Annotated in this window: 12 protein-coding genes; 6 read left to right on the plus strand and 6 right to left on the minus strand. The window is 58.0% G+C overall.

The window, feature by feature from the left end; translation table 11 throughout:
- Positions 1 to 73 precede the first annotated feature (73 nt).
- The gene (locus tag AC07W5_RS08190; RefSeq protein WP_495010645.1) at positions 74 to 2395 is read left to right on the plus strand and encodes a hybrid sensor histidine kinase/response regulator; all 2322 of its coding nucleotides are present in this window, start codon (positions 74 to 76) and stop codon (positions 2393 to 2395) included.
- Here AC07W5_RS08190 and AC07W5_RS08195 read toward each other — a convergent pair.
- The 3 genes from AC07W5_RS08195 to msrB all read right to left on the minus strand — a co-directional run bounded on the left by AC07W5_RS08195 (position 2379) and on the right by msrB (position 3948).
- Complete coding sequence (locus tag AC07W5_RS08195; RefSeq protein ID WP_494992454.1) at positions 2379 to 2840, minus strand: MarR family winged helix-turn-helix transcriptional regulator; 462 nt, start codon at positions 2838 to 2840, stop codon at positions 2379 to 2381. The genes AC07W5_RS08190 and AC07W5_RS08195 overlap by 17 nt on opposite strands.
- The gene (locus AC07W5_RS08200; RefSeq protein ID WP_494992455.1) at positions 2837 to 3322 is read right to left on the minus strand and encodes a glutathione peroxidase; all 486 of its coding nucleotides are present in this window, start codon (positions 3320 to 3322) and stop codon (positions 2837 to 2839) included. The genes AC07W5_RS08195 and AC07W5_RS08200 overlap by 4 nt, the downstream gene beginning before the upstream one ends.
- Positions 3323 to 3552: 230 nt before the next feature.
- Entirely contained in the window at positions 3553 to 3948 is a 396-nt protein-coding gene (msrB, locus tag AC07W5_RS08205) for a peptide-methionine (R)-S-oxide reductase MsrB (protein WP_495023161.1), read from the minus strand.
- Between the two features lie 222 nt (positions 3949 to 4170).
- Between msrB and AC07W5_RS08210 the strand changes: the two genes are divergently transcribed.
- Entirely contained in the window at positions 4171 to 5382 is a 1212-nt protein-coding gene (locus tag AC07W5_RS08210; RefSeq protein ID WP_494992457.1) for a pyridoxal phosphate-dependent aminotransferase, read from the plus strand.
- A gap of 306 nt (positions 5383 to 5688) precedes the next feature.
- The gene (gene htpX / locus AC07W5_RS08215) at positions 5689 to 6576 is read left to right on the plus strand and encodes a protease HtpX (RefSeq protein ID WP_494992458.1); all 888 of its coding nucleotides are present in this window, start codon (positions 5689 to 5691) and stop codon (positions 6574 to 6576) included.
- A gap of 90 nt (positions 6577 to 6666) precedes the next feature.
- Here the strand turns inward: htpX and AC07W5_RS08220 are convergent, their stop codons facing one another.
- Positions 6667 to 7323 (minus strand): thiopurine S-methyltransferase, encoded by a 657-nt coding sequence (locus tag AC07W5_RS08220; RefSeq protein WP_494992459.1) that lies wholly within the window; start codon positions 7321 to 7323, stop codon positions 6667 to 6669.
- A 102-nt stretch (positions 7324 to 7425) separates the two neighbouring features.
- Here AC07W5_RS08220 and AC07W5_RS08225 point away from each other — a divergent pair, with 102 nt between their 5' ends.
- Positions 7426 to 8193: a DODA-type extradiol aromatic ring-opening family dioxygenase gene (locus AC07W5_RS08225; protein WP_495010647.1), complete on the plus strand. Its 768-nt coding sequence runs from the start codon at positions 7426 to 7428 to the stop codon at positions 8191 to 8193.
- Positions 8194 to 8290: 97 nt separating this feature from the next.
- On the opposite strand, the gene AC07W5_RS08230 is transcribed toward AC07W5_RS08225, so the two are convergent.
- A complete protein-coding gene (locus AC07W5_RS08230; RefSeq protein ID WP_495010648.1) occupies positions 8291 to 9964 on the minus strand; it encodes a DEAD/DEAH box helicase in 1674 nt (557 codons plus the stop codon).
- A gap of 421 nt (positions 9965 to 10385) precedes the next feature.
- Here AC07W5_RS08230 and AC07W5_RS08235 point away from each other — a divergent pair, with 421 nt between their 5' ends.
- The gene (locus tag AC07W5_RS08235) at positions 10386 to 11177 is read left to right on the plus strand and encodes a crotonase/enoyl-CoA hydratase family protein (RefSeq protein WP_495023162.1); all 792 of its coding nucleotides are present in this window, start codon (positions 10386 to 10388) and stop codon (positions 11175 to 11177) included.
- Positions 11178 to 11186: 9 nt separating this feature from the next.
- On the opposite strand, the gene AC07W5_RS08240 is transcribed toward AC07W5_RS08235, so the two are convergent.
- A complete protein-coding gene (locus tag AC07W5_RS08240; RefSeq protein ID WP_494992463.1) occupies positions 11187 to 11942 on the minus strand; it encodes a spermidine synthase in 756 nt (251 codons plus the stop codon).
- Positions 11943 to 12103: 161 nt separating this feature from the next.
- On the opposite strand from AC07W5_RS08240, the gene AC07W5_RS08245 reads away from it, so the two are divergent.
- Entirely contained in the window at positions 12104 to 13450 is a 1347-nt protein-coding gene (locus tag AC07W5_RS08245) for a class II 3-deoxy-7-phosphoheptulonate synthase (protein ID WP_494992464.1), read from the plus strand.
- Positions 13451 to 13511: the final 61 nt, after the last annotated feature.

Raw genomic sequence — 13511 nt, forward strand, 5'->3', positions numbered from 1 at the left:
TCTGCCGATAATCACCACTGTTCAGCTATGATTGATCGGCGAAGGGAAACGGAAAAAATTGGCTCAGCACTCCATGGATATCAAGTTCACCAACCGCCTGTCTTACAAACAAGCCAGGCTCACTGTGCTGGTCGGTTTCATTCTGGGAGCCCTGCTCAGTCTGCTGCAAATAGGCATCGATTATGCCAGCGAAGACGCCTCCATCAACCGGGAAATACGCTCTCTTCTGGAAATCAGCCATAACCCGGCCTCGCGGATCGCCTACAACATCGACGCCGAGCTCGCGCAAGAGTTGACCCTTGGCCTGCTCCGCTCTCCGGCGATCATCAGTGCGCAATTGATCGATAACAACAACACGATCCTTGCCAGTGTAAATCGCCCCGGGATGCAAAGCAGATACCGGCTGATCAGCGACTTTCTCTTTGGTGCCAATCGCCAATTTGAAGACCGGCTCTATCTCGATTACCTGCCCGGCGAATCCCTCGGCACCTTGCATTTGGAGGTTGATACCTACTCTTTCGGCAGCCGCTTCCTGCGCAGAGCCGAGGTGACCCTGCTCAACGGCTTCTTCCGCAGTCTGATCCTGACCGCAATTCTACTGGCGCTCTTCTACGTCATGCTGACCAAACCCCTGGTTCGGGTTATCCGCGCACTCAGCGGCAGTGACCCTCGAAGCACCGACCAGACGCGACTGGATTTCCCACTGGGCCACGAAAACGATGAAATCGGCGTATTGGTCAAAGTCGCCAACCAGCAGTTCGAAAACATGGCCACCGAGATTCAGCAGCGACGCAATGCCGAGAACCGCTTGACCGATTATCTCGGGCAACTGGAGAGCATCGTCTCCGCGCGTACCAGCGAACTGAAAGCGATCAACACTCGCTTGAGCCAATCCAACGAAGAACTCGAAATTGCCCGCAGCACGGCACTCGACATGGCGGAGGCGCGCTCGGTGTTCCTGGCCAATATGAGTCATGAAATTCGCACTCCGCTTAACGGCTTGCTGGGAATGATCGCCCTTTCTCTGGACAGCCCCCTGACTGCCGAGCAACTGCAGCAACTGTCGATTGCCCACGACTCTGGCAAGGTATTGGTGGAGTTACTCAACGATATTCTCGACCTGTCGAAGTTCGACGCCGGTCAACTGGAGCTTGAACGCATCCCCTTCGACCTCGGCGTACTGGTCGAAGACACGGCCAACCTGCTATCGCAGAATGCCGCACCGAGCGTTGAACTGGCCTGCCTGATCGACCCGCAGTTTCCGGCATTGGTGCTGGGTGACCCGACACGTGTACGGCAAATCGTCAGCAACCTCTTGTCCAACGCTCTGAAGTTCACCCGCTTCGGCCGCGTCGATGTACGCCTGAGCACACATGAAGACGGCGTCAGAATCGAAGTCTGCGATACAGGTATCGGCATTGCGCAGGACGCGCAGGTCAAAATATTCCAACCCTTCACCCAGGCAGGAGCCGGCATTACCCGGCAGTTCGGCGGTACCGGCCTGGGTCTCGCCCTGACCTACAACCTCTGCGAAGCCATGCAGGGCCGTCTGAGCATCTGTTCGGAAGCGGGTTTCGGCAGCCAGTTCTGCGCCGACCTGCCGTTACCTTGCCATACCCCCGCACCCACTCCGGCGCCACTGCAAGGAAACGTCATGGCGATCACCGCAGCTGGTAGCGGTCTGGCCGAACTGTTGAACAGTTTGCTGCCCGGATGGGGACTGGACTATCAACGACGCAACATCGATGACTCGCTGATCGGGCTCACACCTGATCTGCTGATCACCGACTGCCCTGAATGCCTGTTAGGGATACGTCCCGCCATCCAGACGCCGATTCTGCTGGTGACCGCCTACGGCAGTTTTATGCCAACCGAAGAAGCCAGCGCTCTGGCACCCTTACAGCAGCAGGCTCGACCGCTGGCACGCAACGCGCTTTATCAAACCCTGCGGCGGACCCTGCAAGCACAGACCACCACCATCAACGAAGCACAGCTTGAAACCCTGTCTCCCCAGCGGCGGGCATGCATCCTGTTGGTGGAAGACAACCCGGTCAACCAGCTCGTGGCCAAAGGAATGCTCGGCAAGCTTGGCTGCGAAGTGACCGTTGCAGCACATGGCGCCGAGGCCCTGGACCAGCTTGAGCACAGTAGTTTCGACCTGGTGTTAATGGACTGCAATATGCCGGTCATGGACGGTTATGAAGCCAGCCGGCAGATCCGCCGCAGTGGTCGCTGGCCTGATCTGCCTATCGTCGCACTGACTGCCAATGCCATGCCCGAGGAGCGAGAACGCTGCCGCGCGGCCGGGATGAGCGACTATCTGGCTAAACCGTTTCGGCGCGAAGAGTTGGCTGCCCTGCTCGAACTATGGGTGCCCGTTACGACAGCGCTTTGATCTGCCCCAATAACTGGTCCAGACCGCTGCGCAGCTCACTCAAGCGATCCAGATCCACACCGCTGTCGCACAACAGACGCGCCTTGAGCGGCGCGACCCGCTCGCGCAGGGCCAACCCGGCACCGGACAGACTCAAGTGAACTTCACGCTCATCGCGCGCCGAACGCTGACGCTGCACTAACGTCATCTGCTCAATGCGTTTGAGCAACGGTGTGAGCGTCCCGGAGTCCAGGGCCAACCGCTCGCCAAGGGCTTTCACCGTCGGTTGCTCAGGCGGCGAATCCTGCCATTCCCACAACACCAGCATGACCAGGTATTGCGGGTAGGTCAGCCCCAACTGGTCGAGCATCGGCTTGTAGGCACGAATGACTGCCCGGGAAGCGGCGTACAGCTTGAAGCACAGCTGGCTGTCGAGTTTGAGCGAATCAGCTGACAGACCATTCATTTGAGCAACGCTTCAATCTCGCTCGTCAGATCCTGCGGCTTGGTCGCCGGAGCAAAACGTTTGACGACCTGACCGTCCTTGCCGATGAGGAACTTGGTGAAGTTCCACTTGATGCCTTGAGAGCCGAGCAGGCCCGGAGCGCGTTTTTTCAACTGCACGAACAATGGATGAGCGTCGCTGCCATTGACCTCGATCTTCTTGAACAGCGGGAAGCTGACACCAAAGTTCAGCTCGCAAAACTCGGAAATGGCCCCCTCATTCCCCGGCTCCTGTTTGCCGAACTGGTTACACGGGAAGCCGAGCACCACCAGACCCTCGTCCTTGTAATTCTGCCAAAGCTCCTCCAGACCTTTATATTGCGGCGTGAAACCGCACTTGCTCGCAGTGTTGACCACCAGCACGGCTTTGCCGGCAAAGTCGGCCAGGGTCTTTTGCTCGCCTTTGATGGTGGTGCAGGGGATGTTCAGCAAATTGTCAGTCATGGCGCAGGCTCCTGAAACGGAAATGTGAGACAACCATAGTGAGCAATTGAATTGCGTGCAATTTAATTATCGGCAACGTCACCCGGGATATCACGGCTGGCGCTAACTATATGTAGGAGCCGAGCTTGCTCGCGATGGATTTGAAGCTGACGCGTTTCGTCAGGAAGTACACGTCATCGTTTACGACCATCGCGAGCAAGCTCGGCTCCTACAGGGGGGCGTACAGCCGATCAGCCCCGAGGCACCAGATCCAGGCACACCGAATTGATGCAGTAGCGCAAGCCCGTCGGTGGCGGACCATCAGGGAACACATGCCCCAAATGTGCATCGCATTTGGCGCAGACCACTTCGGTACGAACCATGCCGTGGCTCACATCACGAATCTCGACCATGGCGCTCTCGCCTATCGGCTGATAGAAACTCGGCCAGCCGCAGCCAGAATCAAATTTTGCACTGGAGTCAAACAACGGCTCATTGCAGCAAATGCAGTGATAAACACCATCGGTCCTGGTGCCGTTGTACTTGCCCGAGAACGGTCGTTCGGTGCCTTTGAGGCGACAAACGTTGTACTGCTCCGGATCGAGCATGGCGCGCCATTCTTCAAGGGTTTTTTCCAACTTTTCCATCGTCTTACCTCTGCAACTGAAAAAGCCTGATCTGTATCTTTTCCACGGATCAGGCGGCACGTATGATTGCGCCTCGTCAAACGCCAGTCTGGCAGCCGTGTAACGCGCATTCAAACGGATTTTCACGCTGCGATACCGGTTACAGGCCTGTGTGAGAACGCAGGATTCCCAGTACGGTAGTTCAATGCCGCCTGGATCGTTCATTTTCAGGAACACATCGCCATGCAGGTCAGCAAATCGAACAAGCTCGCCAACGTCTGTTATGACATTCGCGGCCCAGTGCTCAAGCACGCCAAACGTCTGGAAGAGGAAGGCCATCGCATCCTCAAGCTGAATATCGGCAACCCGGCGCCTTTTGGTTTCGAGGCACCGGACGAAATCCTCCAGGACGTCATCCGCAACCTGCCGACCGCGCAAGGCTACAGCGACTCCAAGGGCCTTTTCAGCGCCCGCAAGGCCGTTATGCAGTACTACCAGCAAAAGCAGGTAGAAGGCGTCGGTATTGAAGACATTTACCTGGGCAACGGCGTTTCCGAGCTGATCGTGATGTCGATGCAGGCCCTGCTCAACAACGGTGACGAAGTACTGATCCCGGCACCCGACTATCCGCTGTGGACCGCAGCCGTGACCCTGGCCGGCGGCAATCCGGTGCATTACCTGTGCGACGAGCAAGCCAACTGGTGGCCGGACCTGGCCGACATCAAGGCCAAGATCACCCCGAACACCAAGGCTATGGTGATCATCAACCCGAACAACCCGACCGGCGCGGTGTACTCCAAGGAAGTTCTGTCGGGCATGCTTGAACTTGCCCGCCAGCACAAGCTGGTGGTGTTCTCCGACGAAATCTACGACAAGATTCTCTACGACGATGCCGTGCATGTTTGTACTGCTTCGCTGGCTCCGGATCTGCTCTGCCTGACCTTCAACGGCCTGTCCAAGTCCTACCGTGTAGCGGGTTTCCGTTCCGGCTGGGTCGCCATTTCCGGCCCGAAACACAATGCCCAGAGCTACATCGAAGGCATCGACATGCTGGCCAACATGCGCCTGTGCGCCAACGTGCCTAGCCAGCATGCGATCCAGACCGCCCTCGGTGGCTATCAGAGCATCAATGACCTGGTCTTGCCGGCGGGCCGTCTGCTGGAACAGCGCAACCGTACCTGGGAACTGCTCAACGACATTCCCGGCGTCAGCTGCGTCAAACCGATGGGTGCGCTGTACGCCTTCCCTCGGATCGACCCGAAAATCTGCCCGATCCACAACGATGAAAAATTCGTTCTCGATCTGTTGCTCTCGGAAAAGCTGTTGGTGGTCCAGGGTACCGCCTTCAACTGGCCATGGCCGGACCACTTCCGCGTCGTGACCCTGCCGCGAGTGGATGATCTGGACCAGGCTATTGGCCGGATCGGTAATTTCCTGAAATCTTACCGCCAATAAGCACTGTTACGCTGTGCGACTGTTGCAAAGTCGCACAGCGATTAATTCAGCAACATATCTCCTTTTTCCCTAAACACATGCCCTCCTGTGCCTGTGCTGTTCCCATGGTCTGCCATCGCACCCAACTGCGACGGGACCCTCAGCGCTAAAAGCGCGTGCCTGATCAATGTCGGAAAAACCCTGCAAGGGTCTAAAATCCGACTGTAAGACACAGTTTGAAATAGTCACCTGGTTGAATAGCCCGGTGCCGCACCTTATATACCCCGCAGTACGCTACATATTTAGCATGAGGAGATTTCTACAACCATGATGCGCATATTGCTGTTTTTGGCCACTAACCTGGCGGTCGTGCTGATTGCCAGCATCACCCTGAGCCTTTTCGGCTTCAACGGGTTCATGGCGGCCAACGGGGTTGACCTCAACCTCAATCAGCTGCTGGTTTTCTGTGCGGTCTTTGGTTTCGCGGGTTCCTTGTTCTCGCTGTTCATCTCCAAGTGGATGGCGAAGATGGGCACCAGCACCCAGATCATCAGCCAGCCGCGCACTCGCCATGAACAATGGTTGCTGCAAACCGTCGAGCAGCTGTCCCGCGAAGCCGGGATCAAGATGCCCGAAGTCGGGATTTTTCCGGCTTACGAGGCTAACGCCTTTGCCACTGGCTGGAACAAGAACGACGCACTGGTCGCCGTCAGCCAGGGTCTGCTGGAGCGCTTTTCACCGGATGAAGTGAAAGCGGTGCTGGCCCACGAAATCGGCCATGTAGCCAACGGCGACATGGTGACACTGGCGCTGGTACAAGGCGTGGTGAACACCTTCGTGATGTTTTTCGCGCGAATCATCGGCAACTTCGTCGACAAGGTTATTTTCAAGAACGAAGAAGGCCAGGGCATCGCCTACTACGTGGCGACGATCTTCGCCGAACTGGTACTGGGCTTCCTGGCCAGCGCAATCGTCATGTGGTTCTCGCGCAAACGCGAATTCCGCGCAGACGAAGCCGGCGCCAGCCTGGCCGGCACCAGCGCAATGATCGGCGCCCTGCAGCGCCTGCGTTCGGAGCAAGGCCTGCCGGTACACATGCCGGACACCTTGACTGCCTTCGGTATCAACGGCGGCATCAAGCAGGGCCTGGCTCGCATGTTCATGAGCCACCCACCGCTGGAAGAGCGTATCGACGCACTGCGCCGTCGTGGCTGATAGCCTTCATTGAAGCACCCAAAGGGGCGACGCAAGTCGCCCCTTTTTCGCTTCCAAAGAATTCGACCACTCCAGCGTTTACGACCCGGGTCAGTTCTTCAACAGACGATAAACCCGCTCATCCAGGCGCGTGACACCGCTCTGGAGGAACTTCCAGCTCTCTGCGAGGACGTCTCGTTCTTCTACGACTCGAAGCTGCCAGTAATCGCCAAGCAGGCTTCTTGTTTCAGCATCGACCACCGCAAACGGTGGCCCGGCCATCTGTATCTGGTCGTAGTCCAGAGTAATCAGCAACCCCTTACAACCCGACGGCAGGATCCGGTTCAGATGTGCCGCGTACTGCTCGCGCATTTCCGGTGGCAGGGCAATCAGCGCCGCCCGGTCATACAACGCTGCACAATCAGCCACATGCTCAACTCTCAAGGCAAAGAAGTCCCCGCACCACAACTCTATCGAGCCCACCTGATAGACCGTGAAAGCACCCTGCTGACTGATCTGTGGCTCAAGTTGCTGATCACTGAAGAAATCCGTCACGGCCTTTTCTGACAACTCGACGCCCAGCACCTGATGACCACAACTGGCGAGCCACACAAGGTCCAGACTTTTCCCACACAATGGCACCAGCACCCGCGAGCCTGCCGCCAACCCCAACTTAGGCCACAACCGCGGCAGGTAGGGGTTTACCTCGGACAGATGAAAGCCGATCTGATTGAGCTCCCAACGCTTGTGCCAAAATTCCGGTTGCATAAATCACCCTGAAAATTCGATCAAAAGGCACTAAAACTTATATTAGATTTAGATCAATGATCTGACTGAAGATGATGTCATCTTAACGCTCAGGAACCTCTTATGCTCCCTAGCCTGTTTATCTCCCATGGCTCGCCAATGCTAGCACTGGAACCCGGTGCCAGCGGCCCGGCTCTGGCACGTCTGGCCGCCGAATTACCCAGACCCAAAGCCATCGTGCTGGTTTCAGCCCACTGGGAAAGCCAGGAGCTGCTGGTCAGTGGCAACCCTCAGCCGGAAACCTGGCATGATTTTGGTGGCTTCCCACCCGAGTTGTTTGCCGTACAGTATCCAGCTCCCGGTGAGCCAGAGCTCGCAGCGCAGGTAGTCGACTTACTCAAAGCCGACGGGCTGCATGCCCGGATTGACGCCAAGCGCCCGTTCGACCATGGCGCCTGGGTTCCACTGTCTCTGATGTATCCGCAAGCCGATATTCCGGTGGTACAAGTTTCGCTTCCAAGTCGTCTTGGGCCAGCCCTGCAAACCCGCGTCGGCCATGCGTTGGCCAGCCTGCGCGAACATGGCGTACTGCTGATCGGCTCCGGCAGCATCACCCACAACCTGCGCGAGCTGGACTGGCACGCCGGCCCGGAAAGCGTAGAGCCTTGGGCCAAAGCCTTTCGCGACTGGGTGATCGACAAACTCGCCGCTGACGACGAAGCAGCCCTGCATGACTATCGCCAGCAAGCGCCCTATGCCGTGCGCAGCCATCCCAGCGACGAGCATTTGCTTCCGCTGTATTTCGCCCGTGGTGCCGGCGGCGACTTCAGTATTGCCCATCAAGGCTTCACCATGGGTGCGCTGGGGATGGACATCTATCGGTTTGGCTAAATGATCGTTCCCACGCTCTGCGTGGAAACGATCAGGCATAAAAAATCCCCGAACCAGTCGGGGATTTTTTATGCTCGATTGATCAGCTCAGCGCGGATCAGTCTTCGCGATAACGACGCAGTTTCAACTGCTTGCCGGCAACGCGAGTGTCCTTCAGTTTGGTCAGCAGACGCTCCAGACCATCTTCCGGCAACTCTACCAGGCTGAAGCTGTCACGCACCTGAATGCGACCGATAGCTTCACGCGCCAGACCACCTTCGTTAAGGATGGCGCCCAGCAGGTTCTTGGCAGCGATACCATCACGCGCGCCCAGCGCGGTACGGCAACGAGCACGGCCTTCAGCCAGCGGAACCGGAGCGCGACGCTCACGATCACCACGGTCCGGACGATCACCGGAACGCTCTGGACGATCGCCACGCGGTGCATTGTTCGGCACCAGTGGACGCTCTTTCTCGATGGCAGCCAGGGTCAGTGCTTGAGCGTTGGTAGCCTTGCGCAGCAGAGCAGCGGCCAGTGCACGCGGGGTGCAACCGATGTCGGCAGTCAGACGATCCAGCAGATCACCGTGAGTCGACTCGGCATCAGCAACCAGCGGCGACAGGCTGTTGGTCAGTTTCTTGATGCGTGCATCGAGAACGGCCTGAGCATCCGGCAGGCGGACTTCAGCAACCTTTTGACCGGTTACACGCTCGATCACTTGCAGCATGCGGCGCTCACGCGGAGTCACCAACAGCAGTGCACGACCTTCGCGACCGGCACGGCCAGTACGGCCGATACGGTGAACGTAGGACTCTGGATCGTACGGCATGTCTACGTTGAATACGTGGGTGATACGCGGAACGTCCAGACCACGGGCAGCAACGTCGGTCGCCACAACGATGTCCAGACGGCCATCCTTGAGGGACTCGATCACGCGCTCACGCTGGTTCTGGGCAATGTCACCGTTCAGCGCAGCGGCTTTGTAGCCTTTGGCTTCCAGGGCACTGGCCAGGTCCAGGGTCGCTTGCTTGGTACGCACGAACATGATCAGCGCGTCGAAATCTTCCACTTCCAGCAGGCTCAATACAGCCGAGGTCTTCTGGTCAGCGTGAACCAACAGGTGAGCCTGTTCGATCGCGGTAACGGTCTGAGTCTTGGTCTGGATCTTGATGTGCTTCGGATCGCGCAGATGGCGCTCAGCGATGGCACGGATCGACTGCGGCAAGGTGGCCGAGAACAATACGGTCTGACGGGTTTCCGGCATGGCCTTGAAGATAACTTCCAGGTCGTCCATGAAGCCCAGCTTGAGCATTTCGTCGGCTTCGTCGAGAACCAGGTGGTTCACGGTCGCCAATACTTTTTCGTCGCGACGCAGGTGGTCGCACAGACGACCCGGAGTGGCGACAACGATCTGTGCGCCATTACGGATGGCTTTCAATTGCGGGCCCATCGGCGCACCGCCGTAGACAGCCACAACAGTTACGCCCGGCATTTGCTTGGCGTAGGTTTCGAAAGCGGTTGCAACTTGTAGCGCCAACTCACGAGTTGGGGCCAGGATCAGAGCTTGCGGCTCGCGCTTGGACGGATCAATGCGGTGCAGAATCGGCAGGGCGAACGCAGCGGTTTTACCCGTACCGGTTTGCGCCTGGCCAATCATATCGTGACCGGCGAGAATGATCGGGATCGACTGCTGCTGAATGGCCGAAGGCTCTTCATAGCCGGTAGCGACTACTGCAGCGACAATATTGGGATGAAGTTCAAGAGCGGCGAAGCCGCCGATTTCCTGGGTCATGGGTCTGCCTCTAAGTGCATCCGCAAAGACCCATGCTCCAAAGCTGCGCGTGCCGTGTTGAGACTCAAGAGTCGCCCTGGCAGCTTTGTCGGCGGGGATTTGCGAAAACGTTTGAATGAATGGATCGTCAAGGATAGTCCGCAGAGCGAACAAGCAACCGAAGCTGGCTTCGGGGGAATTGCTATACCTAAACGTGGCCCGGTTAAAGGCCGGCGCGCACTATACCGGAATTACTGAAAAAAGGGAGAAGTTTTTATAAGAAAAAGCAGCTGTACGCCTCTCTGTCACGGGCTTTGCGGATAATCCTCCAAGCGTCTACTTTTCAGAGGCCCGGCCCTATTGGTCATGACGCTTAAACGGTTCATCTTTCAGGCTGAGACCTTCGGTCTGAAACACCCTTTTCCGCCCAAGGATATGTCCCATGAATCAGCTCAATCCAAGTCGCATCAGCCGTGAACAGCGCGGTCATATCCTGTTGATCGGCCTGGACCGCGTTGCCAAACGTAACGCCTTCGACCTCGATCTGCTTAACGAACTCAGCCTGGCCTATGGCGAGTTCGAACGTAATGCCCAGGCTCGGGTAGCCGTGGTGTTCGGTCACGGTGAACACTTTACCGCCGGGCTGGATCTGGCGAATGTCGGTGCCGCTCTGGCCAACGGCTGGCAGGCGCCGACCGGCGGCTGCGATCCATGGGGAGTGTTCGCAGGCCCCAGGGTCAGTAAGCCGGTGATCGTCGCCGTACAAGGCTACTGCCTGACCATCGGCATCGAATTGATGCTGGCTGCCGATATCAACCTGTGCGCCAGCAATACGCGTTTCGCCCAGATGGAAGTCCAGCGCGGGATCTTCCCTTTCGGTGGCGCCACCTTGCGCCTGCATCAAATCGCCGGCTGGGGCAACGCCATGCGCTGGCTGTTGACCGGCGATGAGTTCGACGCTCATGACGCCTTGCGGCTAGGTCTGGTCCAGGAAGTGATGGCCAGCGAAGACCTGTTACCCCGCGCACTGGAGTTGGCCCAACGTATCGCCAGGCAAGCACCCTTGGGCGTTCAGGCGACCTTGATGTCCGCCCGTCAGGCACGCCTTGAAGGCGAAACCGCCGCCGCTCAAGGTTTGCCGCCACTGGTCAAAAAATTGCTGAACAGTGAAGACGCCAAGGAAGGTCTGCGTGCGATGATCGAGAAACGACCCGGTGACTTCAAAGGCTGTTGAGGCTGTGCCTTATGTCGCCGGGCGAATATCCTTGATCAGCGACTGCAGCGAGTACCCCAGACGCGGCGCCAGCGTTTCGGCTCGCGCGATCAGGCCTTCCATATCCAGTTGCTGATCCAGGTCGGATGGAACCATAAGGATCACATTGCCCTCCTTCACCGGCAGCTCCCAATAATGCCGGTGATAAAGACCACGCAGCAAAGCCGCGCCCAATGGCTTGCCGTCATCGGTGGCCCATTGATTGATCACCAACCAGCCACCCGGATTCAGACGTTTCTGACAGTTTGCCAGAAAGCCCCAGGCCAGATGCCCGACGCCCGGACCGACATCAGTGTAGAGGTCGACGAAGATCAGATCCGCGGGCTCGGCAGTGTCGAGCAGCTCCAGGGCATCGCCGACACGGATATAAAGTCGCGGGTCGTCATCCAGACCCAGGTATTCGATGGCCAGGCGCGGAACGTCCGGGCGCAGCTCGATGGCTTCGACATCTTCCAGCGGCAGGAACTTGAGGCAGGCCTGGGTCAGCGTGCCCGCGCCAAGCCCCAGAAACAGTGCACTTTCCGGGGTTTCGTGGCACAGCGCACCGATCAGCATGGCCCGGGTATAGTCGTACTCCAGCCAGCTTGGGTCGGCGGTGAACACGCAACTCTGTTCGATGGCATCGCCAAATTCGAGAAAGCGGTAATCCGCCACTTCCAGCACCCGAATCATGCCAAAGTCATCGTGCACCTCAGCGAGCAGGCGCTCGACGCGCTCCTCAGTCATCTCATCTCCTAACCGCCACCGGGCTCAACCTCGGCAACGCGATAAATCCAGTCGCTCGGCACCGAGCGGGAAAGGCGCGATTGTCCGCGAACCAACGGGAACAGGTCACGCACTAATTACTGATAACATGGATGTCCGACCGTAAAACACTAGAGTCCATGATGAGCCAACCCTGGAGCCCTGACAGCTGGCGCGCCCTGCCGATCCAGCAACAACCCCATTACCCTGACGCTGCGCACTTGTTGCAGGTCGAGCAAAGCCTGGCCAGTTATCCGCCGCTGGTGTTTGCCGGTGAAGCCCGGGAGTTGCGCCGTCAGTTTGCCGAGGTGACTCAGGGTCGGGCATTTCTGCTGCAAGGCGGTGATTGCGCAGAAAGCTTTGCCGAATTCTCTGCAGCAAAAATCCGTGACACCTTTAAAGTATTGCTGCAGATGGCGATTGTCATGACCTTTGCGGCGGGCTGCCCGGTGGTCAAGGTCGGCCGCATGGCCGGGCAATTTGCCAAACCGCGGTCCTCCAACGATGAAACCATCAACGGCGTGACCCTGCCGGCTTACCGTGGCGACATCGTCAACGGCATCGGTTTCGATGAAAAGAGCCGCGTGCCGGATCCGGATCGTTTGCTGCAGGCCTACCATCAGTCCACTGCAACGCTGAACCTGCTGCGCGCCTTTGCTCAGGGCGGTTTTGCCGACCTGCATCAAGTTCATAAATGGAACCTGGATTTTATCGCCAATTCGGCCCTGGCCGAGAAGTACAGCCACCTGGCTGATCGCATTGATGAAACCCTGGCCTTCATGCGCGCCTGTGGCATGGATAGCTCACCACAACTGCGCGAAACCAGCTTTTTCACCGCCCACGAAGCGCTGCTGCTGAACTACGAAGAAGCCTTCGTGCGACGCGACAGCCTGACCAACGATTACTACGACTGCTCGGCGCACATGCTCTGGATCGGCGACCGCACGCGCCAGCTCGACGGCGCCCACGTCGAGTTCCTGCGCGGGGTGAACAACCCGATCGGGGTCAAGGTCGGTCCGAGCATGAACACCGAGGAGTTGATTCGTCTGATCGACATCCTTAACCCGGACAACGATCCCGGCCGCCTCAACCTGATCGTGCGCATGGGCGCGAACAAGGTTGGCGACCATCTGCCGCAGCTGATCCGTTCAGTGGAAAGCGAAGGCAAGAAAGTGCTGTGGAGTTCCGACCCGATGCACGGCAACACGATCAAAGCCAGCAGCGGCTACAAGACCCGCGACTTCGCGCAGATCCTCAATGAAGTGAAACAGTTCTTCCAGGTGCACGAAGCGGAAGGTAGTTATGCCGGCGGTATCCATATCGAAATGACCGGACAGAACGTCACCGAATGTATCGGCGGCGCACGGCCGATTACCGAGGATGGCTTATCGGACCGTTATCACACCCATTGCGACCCACGAATGAATGCCGATCAGTCGCTGGAACTGGCGTTTTTGATTGCCGAGACACTCAAACAGGTTCGCCGTTGAGTCAGTAAGAGCTGATCGTTCCCACGCTCCGCGTGGGAATGCCGCCCTGGACGCTCTGCGT

Source organism: Pseudomonas sp. GW821-FHT01E05, from assembly GCF_059422425.1.